This window comes from Paraburkholderia sp. RL18-085-BIA-A (assembly GCF_046027075.1).
In the GTDB taxonomy this organism is placed as follows: domain Bacteria; phylum Pseudomonadota; class Gammaproteobacteria; order Burkholderiales; family Burkholderiaceae; genus Paraburkholderia.
On record NZ_JARESU010000168.1, the window covers coordinates 1 to 15070 of the forward strand.

The following is a 15070-nucleotide window of genomic DNA, read 5'->3' on the forward strand; positions in this document are numbered from 1 at the left end:
TAAACAGCCCCTTCGTTCATTTTGTTAAAGGTTCTAATCTAAGTCGGGTCGGTCGCATCAAGTAACGGTGAGAACTGGACAACGACACTGAAGCGACGGCACCCGCGAATTAGCCAAGACGTTCAGCAGTTGACATAAAACCTGATGCTGCGTTTTTCATACGTGTCGTTATGCCATTTTTATAAGAGCTCTGTCACCCGATGCCGAGAGACGAATAATTAGCACAATTTCCGTAATGTCAAAAGCGCTTCTGGCGGCAATCGTGACATCCTTCAGGCGGATTATGGCCAATTATTCTCAAAAATCCACGACCGATCGTTGAAAACAAACCTCTTCTCTGCGAGAGCCTTTGCATCAGGGCTCGCATCCAGACGATACTCACCTCGCACGGTTTTGGGGCAACAGGTCGGAGGCGAGTTCGGAATCAGGGCGACGGATCCGCGTCGAATTCAGGATCGACATCGATCTGAGCTTTGGCCGTGCGCTTTTTGGATTTCGTCTTTCGCTTGCTCGATTCGTATTTGGCGTTATGCGCTCTGACTTCGCGCCGGCTGTATGGACGGGGCTCCGTGTAGGGGCTGCCAAGGGAACCCCCTTCCTGCTTCCGGCCGATCAGCACCGCTTGGGCTATGGTCGGCGCGACGACATGCCCGTTACTGCAGGTACGGGCCTCGGCGCGGTCGAGGTGATGACTTACGATGTTCCCACATTGACGGCACATCGCCCGGTAGGTGTCGGGCATTGTGATGCCTTGCATACTGCGCTGGATCGAGATGACGAGTTTCCGGCCGTCCATCAATTTAAGCGGCGCGGTCGCGGCATAGGCCTCGGCGTCTGGAGTGAACCCGCGCGTCGTCACGAAAAACCCTTCAGCCGCGTTGGCCTCTATGACAGCATCATGCAGGCGCATCAAATCCCTGACCGGGATCGATGCTGAGCTGTTCCTCGGCGCGATGGCGACCAGATATTTTTTCTCATCCTTCGTCGTGACTAAATTTCCGGCATCAGGGGCCGTTTGCACTTCATAACCGCTGCGGTCGAGCACGCTGACGACCAAGCCGCGCAATTCCGGTCCGTGCAATAGCCGCAGAGATTCCACGGTCGGCACAATCGCGCGACTCAGGCGGGCAAATTCCTCTTGGCGCAATTGGTCGGCCGCGCGGGCAAAGTCTGGTGAAGCTGGGGTCATCATGGGCCGATGCTAGAGGCTGGCCCCCTGCGCTTCAAGCCGTTTGTTGCCCCGGCCCGCTTTATTCGAGATGCCGCGGCAGGTCCATGCGGCTATGCAGGATACGCACGACGAACACGGTCTTGTTCTCAACGCGGTACAAAATCAGATGCTCTCCAGCCGGAAAGCACCGATAGGCCTCGATCACATGCGGACGGCCTATATGGGGGTTTTCTTGAATGGTCGCGAGCGTGCGGTCAAGCATGTCGCTGTAGTTCTGCATTTGCTGCAGGCCCCACGTTAAAAGCGTGTAGAGGAGAATGTCTTCGGTGTCGGCCTTCGCCTCGTCCGAAAGCTCGACCCGGAAATTATGGAGCGACATCTGATTTCGGCTTTTCTCCGGCGGCGGCCCGGCTCAAGACGCGCTCATGCAAAGACTGCACGAAACCGCGTGTATATGTGCGGGTACGTCCGGCGGCGATGTCGTCTTCGCCCATTTGCAAGGCGGCGAACAATTCGGCGCGGCGCTCATCGGCTTCACGCAAGCGGCGCACGGCATCCCGAACCAGCTCGTTCGCATTGCTGTAAACGCCGTTTTCCACGTTTTGCTTGATGAATTGTTCATCGACGGGCGCAAAGTTGATGTTCATGGCTAATCCTCCATAATAGAGCAAACGTCACACAATCTTTGTACATTATTTGCGTATTCATTGCAAGAAAACAGTGGCGCTTGCCGGAAAGTAGAGTAGAAAGCTAATAGGAAAGCCGTTCGTCCGCTGAGGGCTGTAATCGTTGCCGTGTTGGCGTCGTCTGTCATGGTTTGGGCCTGTCTTTTTGTAATGAGGGTTGCATCTGCAACCCTGCTAGGCCCGCGCCAATGAGCGGTGAATTGGTGCACGGGTGGCGATGTTGCTCGCAACATTTTTGGGGGCACCGCGCTGCGCGCAGCAGGCGCGTGGGGGAGCCAAAACCGGCACGGCGCTCCCCCTTGCAGCAAGAGGCCGCAGGCCCTACTTTCCTGAAAAGGCAAGCCTTGAAAAAGCTTCTTCCGGTGTTTGAAAAATTCAAGTACAGCAGAGAGATCGAGTCGTAGGGTTGGGAAGTTGGGAATGGACATGGATGATGAATTAAAAGCTAAGGTCGAGGAGTTTAGGGCCCGATGCCGTACCCGCACGGACTTGATGCGGCAGGACTTGGAAAAGTGGGCCTCGCGGTATCACTCTGCCGACAATGTTTGTTTAAGCGACGCCTTGTTGGAAGCTTGTATCGACAGGAAGCTTGATTATTTGGATGAAGAGGATATTAAGGAGTTCTTCCTAAAAGCCTTGGCAAGGCAGCAAGAAAAACGAAAAATAAAAATGAATTGAAGCGGCCGTGCGAGCTGCGCTAGGTCCCATTCAGGCTCCCCATCCTTCCGCAATTCACCCCATCCGATGTCGTTAAGCTCTGGATCTTCATCGCCGCACTGGCTTGCGCATGGTGGGCGCTCGGTTTCGCGATCAGGCGATACCGCAGGCGCCAATGGTTCAAACGGCAAGCCGATATGCGGGCACTCCGGTCCATGTCGTGGGGCGACTTTGAACGCTGGACAGGTGAGCTGTTACGGGACGAGGGTTACCGTGTAACGGAACGAAAGAAGGAGGGCCGCGACGGTGGAACGGACCTCACTTTGAGCAAAGCCGGACGTAAATACGTCGTCCAGTGCAAGCACTATCGAAACAGCAGTGTTGGGGTGCAAGTCATCCGGGAAATGGCGGGCGTGGCGCTGCGTGAGAAGGCGGAAGCCGCCATTGTCGTGACAATTGGCCGGTTCACCTATGAGGCCAAAAAAGACGCCGCCCGCTTGCCCGTGCGCCTGATCGACGGGCAAGAATTGCTCCGCATGAAGAGCCAACGGCAACCCGTTGCAACGCCAAAGCAAGCCTCAACAAGTCCGCGCGGATTATGATTTAGCGTGCGGCTGCGCAGCGCATTTTCCAGCTTTATGCCCGAGAGACACCCCTGCCCCGGCCTGCCGTATCGCGAAGGAGATGGACCATGGAAGAAGCTGTTATCGCCGTTGCTATCGAAGATCGCGTTGACTTTATGTATCGGGATTTGTCGGGTCTGGGAAAGCCTACAAAATTCTCACTGACGATCCCGGAAGACACCGACTACTGCGCCGAGATTCATCGGCTGATCGACGAACTCTTCCGTAAGCTGGTCAGGTCGCTTGCGGCCAGCCCCGTTGCCCTGTTCAACCGCATCGGATCTGTCGTTGTTAGCGTTCCCGGCGTGGTCAAGGATCACCGGTCACTGCTGCAAATCCCCCTCTGGAATTCGACCGCAGCTGAGACGCCGTATTTCGACTTCGCCGAAGAGCTATGCGGGATTGCCCAGGGCCTGATTAAGGCAGAGGGCAAAACATGGTCTGCGCCCGACCGGGCAAAATTCAGGGGCCGTGTGTTTGTCGTCAACGATGCCACGGCATGTGCGGCCTTCGAGGACAGCCGGCGCAAAGACGAAAAACCCGATTTCATCTATCTCAAAGTTCATAACGGGATCAATGTCGGCATCGTGCAAGACAGCTATGACGGCACGGCGGTCAGCGCCAAAGCACACCCAGAAGCGGGTCATGGTCTCGCTCTTCTCCATAAGCTCGACTATGAGGCCGGTTTCAAGGGCGTGTGCCCCTTTCATGATCGGTGCTACGAAGGCATGATCGCGGCACATAGCTTATATGCGCGCATCGTTGACACACGAAGCCCGGTGTTCAACGGCTGGAAGCGACGGCTCGACGAGCTGCAAGCGCAAGAGCTATGCGGGCAAGCACTTGATAACGCACTGCTGGATTATGTTCTGGGTGAAGACGGACGACCTGCCGCGGCCGGCGGCGACGGCGTTGACTTGATCTCACACTATGTTTCTCAGCTCGCGTACCACATGTCACTTCTGGCACCGAAGCACATCGTGATCGGCGGCCGGATGGCGAGGTCACAAGTGATCAGTGCAGTACGGCAAAAGATGGTGAAGTTTGCGAACAACTATCCACAACGCGACGAACTGACTTCCACGGGAGTAACCCGCCACGTAGTGGCAGGCCACGCGGCTAAATCGGAGAAAGATACAATCGAGGTACAGGGTGCGCTCGCAATAGCTGTGTTGCGAGCAAAGGCTAAACCCGGGGAAACGACTCGCCCCAATCTTGTCATTGTCCGCTGACCCTAACCTCATGGAGCGATCCGATGGCCCAAACCAAGCCGGTTACAAAGACCACCCGAGAGCAGGAAACCTCGAACTTTCCTGAGCAACACGCTTACCAGCCCATAGGGGAAGAGCCTCAAAATCCTGAGGATTGGGAAGGGTCTAGCCCCGACGGCGCGGTGAAAGTAAAAAACCGCTTGCCGCCTGGGCATGAAGACTTCTATATCCCTGAGGAGCAACAAGCAGGGAATGGCAACGTGTCCGATCAGGTGAAGAGGAAGGCAAAGCAGGCCGCCGGTGAAGTCGCCAAGCGTAAAACTCAACCCGTGCCGAAGCGCGCAGGACTAAAGGGTATGGTGGGCTACCTATCCAAAGTCCAAGTCGCTGATCTCACCGCAATCGCCGCTGCGGTAGATTACGGCGTTACAGACTACGTGAGCAAGCTGATTGCCGAACACGTTGCCGCTAATCCGGAACTTGTTGCGAAAGGCAGAGAGATACTGGCTACCGGCCAACGTCCGCCCCAACGATCTCGCCGAGCGGTAGAACTTGAAGAAGAGAACGCGCGCCTTCGTGCAGCGCTTCAGAGTGTAAACCCGCATTAACGTTCCTGAATGTTGACGCAGCGAGATCCGCGCATTACTGTTTGTCTAACGTGCTAGCACGTATGCCAGCACGTAACAGGCACGCCCCCAACGCTCTGGAAAGGATCATTAAGCAGCTTCGGAAATTTGCATTACGTAGTTCCGGATCGTTGCCAAAAGCACGAGACGGAAACCCGCCCCGATTACCTATCGGGCCATAACGCGCTGCACCGAGGAGAGCCCTCATGCCTGCATCGTTCCGCTGCCCTAACTGCCCGAAACAAATCGTTCTTCAGACGACGCCGCTCGAAGGCCAAAAGCTCAAGTGCCCGGTGTGCCACTTTGAATTTAAATGGTCGCGCGCGCGCCAGCTGTTGGCCGCGTATGTTCCGACGGTGCGGCGCGATAGCGAGCCGGCGCGCCGCGAAGACGTTCCTGCCGTTCGCCGTGATAACGCGCCTGCACGTCACGACAGCCTCCCTGCCCGTCGACCCTTCGTTGGCCTAAGGCGTGTCGTCACCGCGGTAAAGCAAGATTTGGCTATTCCGCGCAGTAAAGATGCGGCGATCACCCTGCCCGGCTGGTTCAAACAGGAACACCAGTTTGGCGAAGTCGTGCCAATGATTGACACGACCCCAGACGTCGCCGAAATCCAGGTGCTTACCGTTCACTGTTCACACTTCCGGCGGGCTGCCACGCAGACATTTGCGCGCACCCGCCTAGGCGATCCGTATCGGCTCGTCGACAACGTTGATTCACAGAGCTTTTTGCATCTCGCAAGTCAGAACGGTGTCCGGATCTCGGAAGGCAGAAAAGCGCTGCGTTCGTTAGACGAATTCTTCTGGGGTGGATGGCAATGCCCGCTATGCCACCACGGTTCGATAGCCGGTGCTGCTATGGACTGGTTCCAATGTTTCTGCGGGGAAATGAGCTGCGGAAGCTCGGTGGTGCTCACGCGCGGCGCGGCAGCTACATGCATTTGCGGAGCATGTGGGAAACCCGGCGTTTTCAACGGCGGGTCTGTCGGTTCCATCTCGGGAACCAAGCACATCTCACATCGTTGCTAGTCGTCTCCCTGACCACAAGCGGATACCAGACATGAAAACCTTTAAGGTGGTGAGCTTCACGCTTCTCGCTTTTGCCGCGGGCGGATGGTTTCTCGGCATGCACTGGATGTTCGACGGCGCATGTCGGGATATAACCTGGTGTGCCGGCTGGATTGAGGACGTACAGGGCCGCAGGATGGTCGCGGGGTATGCAGCACTCCCGCTCATCGGCCTCGCCGTCCTCTTGGCACTCGCGGGGATCTATGGCCGCACTCGGCGCGGCAATGCCTTCAATACGGGCCAGAAAATCAGCTCCTATTACGAGGGTTCAAAGAAGACGTTCTTCGGCGCGCTGGGCCTGTTCTACTTCTTTGAGCTGGTCGTGTGGGCGAGCCGTACGGCAACCGATGTCCTGTATCTGGCCTTGGCGTTTGGCGGTCTGGTCGCCCTGTTGTCGTTACTCGCCTTCGTCTCCGGCCTGTCGAATCTGCTGCGCTGGCTCTTGCTCGAAGCGAAGGGCATGGAATGGGCGGGAGCGGAGACAGGCGGCAATCAGGCGTTCCGGTCGGCTTATCGTCGCGGCGATGGCTCCGGCCTCGTCAACCTGGCGACACGGGAACAGCGCGGTGTCGAGGAGCTGGATTACGGGCGCAAGCAGCGCGTGCCGATGTTCATCTGCTGGATTCTGCTGGCGGGAGCGGTGTTCGCGCGCTCTGCCGTGTATGGCTACTCGGAATATCTTGGCGCGGCTCTGACTTACGTTGTCCTGCCGGCGCTGGTCGCCAAGGCGGCAACGGATCTGATTTATCTGTTTGCCTACCAAGATGGCGCGCAGTTTATCCCCGGCGCGAAAGTGATGGACGGGCCGGTTAAACGCATCAGCCCGGAACTGCTCAAGGATGAAATGCCGCACGGCGACGCGCGCTTTGAAGAGACGGACGACGTTGTTTGGCAAATGGGCGGCGGCAAGAACGGGAGGTAACTATGAACTGGGGCGAAAACGGCGGCATTTATTTCGGCTACCCGAGTGCGACGACGGAAGGCATGCCGCAATGGCATCCCGATGCACCGAAGGTGCGGTATGTCGGCGATCGCCACATCGTCACGGTAGGCCCAAACGGCTCGGGCAAAAGCCGGCGTTTGTTGCTTCCTAATCTCGTCGATCTCACCGGCTGGTCGATGCTGGTCGTGGATCCTAAGGGCGAATTGGACCGAATGACAAGCCGTCATCGCGCGGCCCATGGCGGTCACATAGTCCGCCTGAACCCTTTTGACGCGCTCGGACTCGGCAGCGACGGCTTCAACCCGGTCGCGGCTCTCGATCCGACAAGCGACGATTTTCCCGATGACGCGCAGAACCTAGGCGAAGCAATGGTTAGGATCGAGGGAAAGGATCCCCATTTTTCCCAGTCCGCACAAGACTTGGTGACGGCAATCATCATGTATGTTCGCCTCACCATGCCAGGCACAGGATCGCTCGGTGATCTGCGAGCGATTCTTGGAAAACCGACGACTGACTTTCGCCATGCCGTCAACCAAATGATGAATGCCGGCATCGAGCACGATTGCGAGGAGCTGGTAACGAAGGCCGGCCGCTTTGCCGAGATCGATCCCGATAACAAGGAACTGAACAGCGTCGTTTCGACGGCCCTGACACAAACCCGCTGGCTCGACAGCCGGCCGGTAAAGGCCGACCTGTCGCGCGGGGCTTTCAATTTTTCGACAATGAAAGAGCGGCCGACCACTGTTTATTTGATCCTGCCGGCGCGGCGGCTCGGGACGCACAGCACTTGGCTCCGGCTCATGATCGCAGCGGTGCTGCAATCCTTGATGAAGGACACGCGCAAAGCCAAGGTACCGGTGTTGTTCATGCTCGATGAGTTTGCGCAGCTCGGGCATCTTGGCATCATTGAAAACAACCTTGCGATGATGCGCGGCTATGGGATCAAGTTGTGGGCGATATTCCAAGATCTGGCGCAGGCCAAGGCGATTTATAGGGAGCGCTGGGAAAGCTTCCTCAGCAATGCCGGCGTCCTGAATTCCTTCGCGCCGCAAGATGTGGTGACCGCGAGCCACCTGTCACAACTTACCGGACAAACAACCAGGATCGCGAGGGCAATCGGCGAGAGCCGGAACCTCGGCCAGGGTGGGAGCGAGAGCCTGAATCTTTCACAAATCCAGATGCCGTTGATGCTGCCGCAAGACCTTCGCAACATGGATGACGGCTATAACGTGTTTTTCTCGCATAAAATCAAAGGGACGGGCCGCAGTTATTTGCCCTACCCTACTGCGCTCCCGCACCTTAAAAGCATCTGCGCGCTCGATCCGGGCGCTTAAGGCCCCTAGCTTCGGGCACGCTGGCGCCCGTCTTGTTCTCTTGGCTAGGGGTGCCTTCATGCTTCGGACTTTTTCGAACGCTCGGCGTCTTGGCGTCGTTTCGAATGTCGCTGAACGACCCTTCCCAGATGCCACCTTCCGCGCACGCATGGTTGGATTGCGCGTAGAGCCAGACATTGGCGGCTACGGGGTTAAGCGCTCTATGGAATCGGCGCCGCTCATCGCGCTGGGCGACCGGCTCGGCCTGTATAAGGCGATGACCGAACAGGGCTGGATGACGTCGGAACAGCTCGCCGAACGCGCGGGTCTTGCCGAACGATACGTGCGCGAATGGCTGGCTGCGCAGACCGCGTCGGGCTTCGTCAGTTACGACGCGGCGACCGCCCAATACCGGCTCGAAAACGAAATGGCGATGTGCTTTGCCGACGAGACAAGCCCGACTTTCATCCCGGGCTTCTGCGACTGCGCTGAAGCGATGTTTCGCAGCTTGCCTAAACTCGAAGCAGCCTTCCGTACGGGCCTCGGAGTCGGATGGCATCAACATCATCCGTCGCTGTTCAAGGGCACCGAGCGGTTCTTCCGTCCGGGCTATGCGGCGCATCTGGTCGACGAGTGGATTCCCGCGCTCGACGGTGTCGAATCGATTCTCAAGGGACATGGCGCGAAAGTCGCCGACGTTGGCTGCGGCCACGGCGCATCCACGATTCTGCTGGCGCAGGCCTATCCAGGTGCGACATTTGTCGGCTTTGACTATCATGAGCCGTCCATCCAGAGAGCGCGAGAGTTGGCCCATGAAGCGGACGTCGGCGATCGCGTCACGTTCGAAGTGGCCAGCGCACAGCAATACCCCGGAACCGGCTACGACCTCGTCGCGTTCTTCGATTGCCTTCATGACATGGGCGACCCGACGGGCGCTGCTGCACACGTATTGCACTCACTAAAACCCGATGGCTCGTGGATGATCGTCGAGCCGTTCGCGCACGACCGGCTGGAAGACAATCTGAATCCTGTCGGGCGCGTGTTTTATTCGGCGTCCACGATGATCTGCACGGGAGCATCGTTGTCCCAGGAAGGCAGAAAGGCGTTGGGCGCTCAAGCCGGCGAAGCACGGCTCAGGGAAGTCGTGATCGCGGGTGGCTTCACCCGCTTCAGGCGCGCAACGCAGACGCCGTTCAATCTGGTTTTCCAGGCGCAGGCCTGACCGGCGGCGCCGACTCTGGACGGCCACGCCGATGGATGGACGAGGCCCGCAGTCGCATTTATTACTGTGGCCGGCTCAACCCGACCCCTAGCGGACGGCCGAACCGAATTCAAGGCAACGGCCGTCGAGGTAGATCAGTCGTCTACTCGCTCCAGCGCACCGGGATGCCTGACGATTCAGGAATTGATGAATGCTAGGAGATCCGCATTGATCGTATCGGCTTGCGTGGTGGGCATGCCATGCGGGAAGCCATTATAGGTTTTCAAGGTGCCGTTCTGCAACAATTTCTCGGTCAATGGCGCAGAGTCGGCATAAGGTACGATTTGATCATCGTCGCCGTGCATCACTAACGTCGGAACTGTGATCTTCTTGAGATCTTCCGTGAAATCCGTCTGGGAAAAGGCCACGATCCCGTCGTAGTGCGCTTTGGCCCCGCCCTCCATTCCCTGACGCCACCAGTTCATGATCACGCCTTCGGACGGTTTGGCCCCTGGCCGGTTATAACCGTAGAACGGCCCGGCAGCAACATCCCGGTAAAACTGTGAGCGGTTGTTGGCAACCTGCGCCTGAAATCCGTCAAAAACATCCTTGGGAAGACCTTCCGGGTTGTTAGCTGTCTTCACCATGAGCGGTGGCACAGCGCTGATCAGCACCGCCTTGGTTACGCGACTCTCGCCGTGACGCGCGAGATAGCGAACGACCTCACCGCCCCCGGTTGAGTGGCCCACGTGGACTGCATTTTTAAGGTCAAGATGCTCGGTAACGGCCGCGAGATCATCGGCATAGTGATCCATATCATGACCGTCGGCCGTCTGCGTGGACCGCCCGTGACCCCGACGGTCATGCGCGATGACACGGAAGCCGCGGTTCAGAAAGAACATCATCTGGGCGTCCCAATCGTCGGCGCTCAGTGGCCATCCGTGCGAGAAAACTATAGGCTGCCCTGTTCCCCAGTCCTTATAGAAGATCTGAATGCCGTCCTTGATCGTGATCGTGTTCATTGTCATTCTCCTTGTTAAGGCGACCTTTCAATGAAAAATGAACCACCGGCGCGAATTCGTGCGCCATGAGACATCGCAATGGGGTAGATAGGCGGTCCGCAGTCCGTCCTCCGGGAAACATGTTGAGGCCTCCCAACCGGACGAATGCGCTTTTGAGGCCGAAAGTCTATTCGCCTGTCGACTGATCTTACTTGTGCGTCATTCCATTGAAGCCACAACCTCGTCGGTGGTCACCACGCCGTGCGCGAGAAACGCGTAGTTGATCATCGCCGCCTTGCATCCGTCGCCCCAAACAGGATGTCGCGGTCCGGCAGTGGCATCGCTAACAACATAAACCTCGAATCCCTGTTCGAGCAGATCACGCAGATGTGATTCCACGCACATGTTGGCAAGCATGCCTCCCAGTACCACCCTTCTCACTCCTCGCTTGCGCAGTTGAAGGACGAGATCGTTGGTCTGCGGTCCGAAGACCTTATGCGGGCTTACAACAATCGTCTCACCGTCGTTGATGTAAGGCTTGAATTCGTTGAGCCAGTCAGCACCGGAGCCTTCGAATCCTTCCAGACTCAATTGACCACTACGCGCAAACGTGCCGGTAGCGAACTCATCGGCCTCCAACGGTCCATTGAATTTCCACGCGCGATCGGTCGGGAAAAAGTAACGTGGCGAAATAAAGACCGCAAACTTTGCGGACTTTGCCGCCTTGAAGATTCGCAGCATGTTTTCTACCATCTTGTTCTCTGTCACGCTTGCTCCCACCGCGCCCCAGTTCTTGCCGCTCTTGCTTAAGACATCGACTTGCGGGTCGATGAAAACCACGGCCGTCTCAGTTCGATCAAAGGACACTTCGGACCTCCAATAGAGTGCATGACGGCTCTCCGGCTTTCATCGACCCGAGCCTCTCCGATCAGATTAGGAAACGGAGGACTGGAAAGCAACGACGGTCCGATGGCGCATCCAAGTTCTTGCACGCGGGCGCCGAGTGACGGGGCGCTTGATGAGTCCGCGAGTTGGCTCCGCGTGCATGCTATTAACAAGCCAATGATGAAGAAGCCAACGCGGCCGCTGGGATCAGGCATGCGAATGCTATTTCCGCGACAGTTTTTCTCCGCCGAGCAAAGCTGCGACGAGTCCTGCGAGCTCTCTCCAGTTGCAGGCAGCACTGTTACGTTTCCGCCGGTGTCGATTCATTTCGCGGCGCGTCCGTTCGGACAGGTGCATGCAGTTAAGGTCCGCTGTCCGGGCCAAGCCGACGTCCGAATGACCGACCAATCGCGCGAACGAATGGCGGCAGATGGCCGACCTCTGCCTCATGAGACCACCGCCTGGTGGCTGTGAACGCAAACTAGCCTCAGATTTTCAAGGTGCGTGGGTAGGAGAGCACCTCATTCCCACGTCCGAGGAATTTGCCGAAGTGGTCCCTCGTTCTTTATGAACCACCGCCCCGACGACCTACAGGCAATTCGGTCCATGGCGTGAAGCGCTGAGCACGCGTGTCTGAGCACGCGTGTTTTACCACTCCGAGAACACGCATGTGCCGGAGATCTAAGCCGGAGAGGCTCCAACTTTACGGCGACTCCCTGGGACTGGCCACCTCGTCTGTCGTCCGCAGCGCCGCGTTGGCCGTGACCAGAAGCCTTGCATCGTGATCGCACAGTGCTGCATCGACAGCGCCGAAAGCCTTTTTTAGCTCCTTCTGGCCCGTCTTCGTTGCCTTGCCGCTTTCAGCGACGGCGTCAGCTTCCTTTTTCAGTCGTTTGACCAGTTTCGCGGCGCACCGGCTGTCAAGCGTCCCTCCGCAGACGAACTCGTTGATCTGCATTGTCAGTGTGGCCAGCGTCGCTTCGGTCGTTTCATTCGAGTCTCCGACATCGTCGGAGGAGGATCTCTTGCTCATTAGAGTTCTCCGGGGTGAGTGCACTCGCGCGGCTCGGGATCGAGGTGACCACGTTTTAGCTCGGCGCTAGAAATGGCGACAGCCTTCATGCGTAGCGCGGTAGTCTGGCACAACCATGCGCAAAGGCACTGCGGCATTGGACGTCATGCACTCAATACAAGAGTAGAGTAGCAGCCCTGTGCGCCGGACATCGAACATCTCGACTGGGTAGCTTGCATCGAGCGGTGCGACCGACTGCACGTACTCTTTTGTTTAGATCCGCTGTATTGGAAACCCTGGCCGGTCGCGTGGGGGCCCGATCACTGCAGTGAAGATGTCTGCATTCGATCGAACCTCAGTCAGCCGACGGCCTTCGCGGCCGTCTCTTCATGGCCGGTCAGTACCTGACGGCGATCGGCAGCACGCGACCCTCAGCGGTCCGTCGCCGTGCCGAACGTCCAGCGGCTCTCTGCGGAGTGGAACGGACGTTCGGGGGCGAACCCTAGGGGGTCGCTTACGTTATGCCGCCTGTGCGCGCCCGGCGGCGGAAGCGCCCGCCGCGCCGCTACCGAAGCGCCGCGCTGTTGTTCCGAACGGCCTCTTGTTTGAGCAGGTAGACGCCTTGGCCCTGAACGTCCGCCTTTTCTTTCGCATCGTTGAGTACGGACTGAACCTTCGCGAGCTGGACAGGGGAGGTCGAGTCAGGGACGATGGCGACCAGCTTGCTGGAATTGTTCGGGAGCACCGCCACATGTGGCAAACCGCCGTCTCTGACGTTCTTGCTGACTGCGGCGATGACTTCCTGCGTCTGTCTGGCTTTGTTGACGTCATTCACAATGTCGGTGTGGCCGTTCGCACCTAGCTGCGCCTTGACCAACTGCTGGTCGGCGTCGGGCAGCGACGCGACAGCCCACGCCTTTTGCCAGCGCTGCGCGGCGCTTGTGTCCTGCTCCAGTTCCGCAACGGCTCGGTTGTAGTATGCCGTCGTTCCCTCGCTTTGAACCATTGAGACGGAGTCTTGCGCGGTTTTCGTCTGCTTGATCGTCAGCAACGTAGGATCATTAACGAAATTGGGCTTTCTGAATTGGGCCGTCATGGGCAGCGTTTGTCCTTTTGGTATCGCAACGCCATATGCACCCACGCCATCCGTCGAGCCTGAGGCCACCTCATGATCCTTGAGATCGCGGATGGAAATCAGGACGCCCGGCAATCCACGGCCCAAGCCAAGGTCAAGCACCTTGCCGGTCACCTCGTCGCCGTGAACGGCCGCACTGACCAGCGCGGCAAGCAGCGCGGCCAACGGCCGCCAGTTGGACGATCGGTTCATTTGATTGGCTCCTTTGGCCGCCAGCACGAAAGTTCCGACGCCTTGCGGATGGCAGTCCAGTCGAGGTTGGCGGGCGCATCGAACGTGAAGTTGACGTACAGTTCCTGCATTCCCTTGTTAGGCGGCAACGTCCAGGAGAGCACGTCCACCTCCGGGCCGTTCGTCTTGCTGCGTGTCCACTTTGGCGGGTCTTGCGTCGGCAGATCGGATGCCGGCATGGGTAGGCCACGAAAGCCCACGATCTGCAGGGTGCATATTCTCGTGGAGGTGCTCAGCGCGCCCAATCTGATGATGCCGCTCACTGTTCGCGGGGCCGTCATAGGGTCCGTAGGCGCGGAGCCGACGATGTGCCCTTTCGGCTCGTCCGGCCAGATGGTCACGGGCGTCTTGCGCGACGACACGCCCCTATTGTGCGAAAACGGCCCGGCGTAGGACGTGACCGACACTTCCACGTGATAGCGCCCACTCGCAAGCGGGTTCGTCCTCGCGTCGACGGACGGCGGAGGATAGGTGAGCGAGAGGTCTTTCTTTTCCTTGGGATTGAGCTCGGCAATGGTTGTTTCGGAGACCGTCAACGCAATCGGGCGATCATAAATTGCTTCCTTATCGTCGGCCGCATCCTGCACCAGCTTCGCGGCGATCGTGATGTCTTCGTTTTTTTCCGTTGTCTCGTTTTCCAGCGTGAACTTGACGCTCACGGGTCTACGCTTGACGAAGTCGGTCGTCTGCGAATCGAACTGGACGGTGATCGCGGGCGTCGCGAACAGGTATTCGTTGAATTCCCGAATGGTCGTGATGGCGGCCAGAACGCCGGCGAGCAGGATGACTGTGTTTTGCAATAACGGCGGCGTGCCCTTGCGAAAGCGCTTGAAAAAGCCTTCCCGAAAGCCTTCTATAGAGCCAACCCGTCCCTTGTAGAACTGCGAAACTGTCCGCGCCGAATGAATTTTGAGCCACCGCGCCGATCGAGCTTTGAGCCGGGGTGGAGACCGGCCTGAAGAAGGACCGGTTGTGGATAAGTGTATGGGTTTCCGGAGTGGTTGTCCTCCTTCGTATGAGGATGCATTGCGCAGTGGAAGCTGCGAAGGGCGTAGCCCGTAGCGGCTTCCACTGCGCGGCAAGCGACGATCAGGCCGATTCGTTCGCGCTCGCACCGTCGGCTCTGCGCGCTGCTTCGCGCGGCGGATACGCTTCTTTGCACTGGCGCTGCTATGGCGGAAACGGTAGCTTTCGTTGCCGGTTTCCAGGATGTGGCAGTGATGCGTCAGCCGGTCCAGCAATGCCGTGGTCATCTTCGCGTCGCCGAACACACTGGACCATTCAGCGAAGTCCAGATTCGTTGTCACC

At 58.1% G+C, this 15070-nt stretch carries 15 protein-coding genes and 1 pseudogene; 8 read left to right on the top strand and 8 right to left on the bottom strand.

What is annotated here, in order from left to right; all coding sequences use genetic code 11:
* Nucleotides 1–424: 424 nt before the first annotated feature.
* From P0D89_RS45670 to P0D89_RS45680, 3 genes are read right to left on the bottom strand one after another with little or no spacing between them, the layout of a single operon-like run.
* Nucleotides 425–1192, bottom strand: a complete 768-nt coding sequence (locus P0D89_RS45670; RefSeq protein ID WP_408367148.1) for a restriction endonuclease — start codon at nucleotides 1190–1192, stop codon at nucleotides 425–427.
* A 58-nt stretch (nucleotides 1193–1250) separates the two neighbouring features.
* Nucleotides 1251–1550, bottom strand: a complete 300-nt coding sequence (locus P0D89_RS45675) for a type II toxin-antitoxin system RelE/ParE family toxin (protein ID WP_408367150.1) — start codon at nucleotides 1548–1550, stop codon at nucleotides 1251–1253.
* Nucleotides 1537–1818 (bottom strand): type II toxin-antitoxin system ParD family antitoxin, encoded by a 282-nt coding sequence (locus P0D89_RS45680; RefSeq protein WP_408367152.1) that lies wholly within the window; start codon nucleotides 1816–1818, stop codon nucleotides 1537–1539. Before P0D89_RS45680 ends, P0D89_RS45675 begins: the two co-directional genes overlap by 14 nt.
* Nucleotides 1819–2277: 459 nt before the next feature.
* On the opposite strand from P0D89_RS45680, the gene P0D89_RS45685 reads away from it, so the two are divergent.
* The 8 genes from P0D89_RS45685 to P0D89_RS45720 all read left to right on the top strand — a co-directional run bounded on the left by P0D89_RS45685 (nucleotide 2278) and on the right by P0D89_RS45720 (nucleotide 9519).
* Nucleotides 2278–2535, top strand: a complete 258-nt coding sequence (locus P0D89_RS45685; RefSeq protein ID WP_408378741.1) for a hypothetical protein — start codon at nucleotides 2278–2280, stop codon at nucleotides 2533–2535.
* 194 nt (nucleotides 2536–2729) lie between these two features.
* Nucleotides 2730–3116: a restriction endonuclease gene (locus tag P0D89_RS45690; protein ID WP_408367156.1), complete on the top strand. Its 387-nt coding sequence runs from the start codon at nucleotides 2730–2732 to the stop codon at nucleotides 3114–3116.
* Between the two features lie 89 nt (nucleotides 3117–3205).
* Complete coding sequence (locus tag P0D89_RS45695; RefSeq protein WP_408378744.1) at nucleotides 3206–4369, top strand: ROK family protein; 1164 nt, start codon at nucleotides 3206–3208, stop codon at nucleotides 4367–4369.
* A 23-nt stretch (nucleotides 4370–4392) separates the two neighbouring features.
* The gene (locus tag P0D89_RS45700) at nucleotides 4393–4956 is read left to right on the top strand and encodes a hypothetical protein (protein ID WP_408367160.1); all 564 of its coding nucleotides are present in this window, start codon (nucleotides 4393–4395) and stop codon (nucleotides 4954–4956) included.
* Nucleotides 4957–5180: 224 nt separating this feature from the next.
* The gene (locus tag P0D89_RS45705; RefSeq protein ID WP_408367162.1) at nucleotides 5181–6002 is read left to right on the top strand and encodes a hypothetical protein; all 822 of its coding nucleotides are present in this window, start codon (nucleotides 5181–5183) and stop codon (nucleotides 6000–6002) included.
* Nucleotides 6003–6033: 31 nt separating this feature from the next.
* Nucleotides 6034–6963: a hypothetical protein gene (locus P0D89_RS45710; protein ID WP_408367164.1), complete on the top strand. Its 930-nt coding sequence runs from the start codon at nucleotides 6034–6036 to the stop codon at nucleotides 6961–6963.
* A 2-nt stretch (nucleotides 6964–6965) separates the two neighbouring features.
* Entirely contained in the window at nucleotides 6966–8318 is a 1353-nt protein-coding gene (locus tag P0D89_RS45715; RefSeq protein ID WP_408367166.1) for a type IV secretory system conjugative DNA transfer family protein, read from the top strand.
* Nucleotides 8319–8520: 202 nt separating this feature from the next.
* Nucleotides 8521–9519, top strand: a complete 999-nt coding sequence (locus tag P0D89_RS45720; RefSeq protein WP_408367168.1) for a class I SAM-dependent methyltransferase — start codon at nucleotides 8521–8523, stop codon at nucleotides 9517–9519.
* A gap of 176 nt (nucleotides 9520–9695) precedes the next feature.
* Here the strand turns inward: P0D89_RS45720 and P0D89_RS45725 are convergent, their stop codons facing one another.
* From P0D89_RS45725 to P0D89_RS45745, 5 genes and pseudogenes are all read right to left on the bottom strand, one after another.
* On the bottom strand, nucleotides 9696–10520 hold the full coding sequence (locus P0D89_RS45725) for an alpha/beta fold hydrolase (protein WP_408367170.1): 825 nt from the start codon (nucleotides 10518–10520) through the stop codon (nucleotides 9696–9698).
* Nucleotides 10521–10718: 198 nt separating this feature from the next.
* The gene (locus P0D89_RS45730; RefSeq protein ID WP_408367172.1) at nucleotides 10719–11366 is read right to left on the bottom strand and encodes a cysteine hydrolase family protein; all 648 of its coding nucleotides are present in this window, start codon (nucleotides 11364–11366) and stop codon (nucleotides 10719–10721) included.
* 721 nt (nucleotides 11367–12087) lie between these two features.
* Complete coding sequence (locus tag P0D89_RS45735) at nucleotides 12088–12342, bottom strand: hypothetical protein (protein WP_408367174.1); 255 nt, start codon at nucleotides 12340–12342, stop codon at nucleotides 12088–12090.
* 619 nt (nucleotides 12343–12961) lie between these two features.
* Entirely contained in the window at nucleotides 12962–13723 is a 762-nt protein-coding gene (locus P0D89_RS45740; protein WP_408367176.1) for a hypothetical protein, read from the bottom strand.
* 1160 nt (nucleotides 13724–14883) lie between these two features.
* Nucleotides 14884–15070, bottom strand: a pseudogene (locus P0D89_RS45745) (ATP-binding protein); the annotation flags it as partial.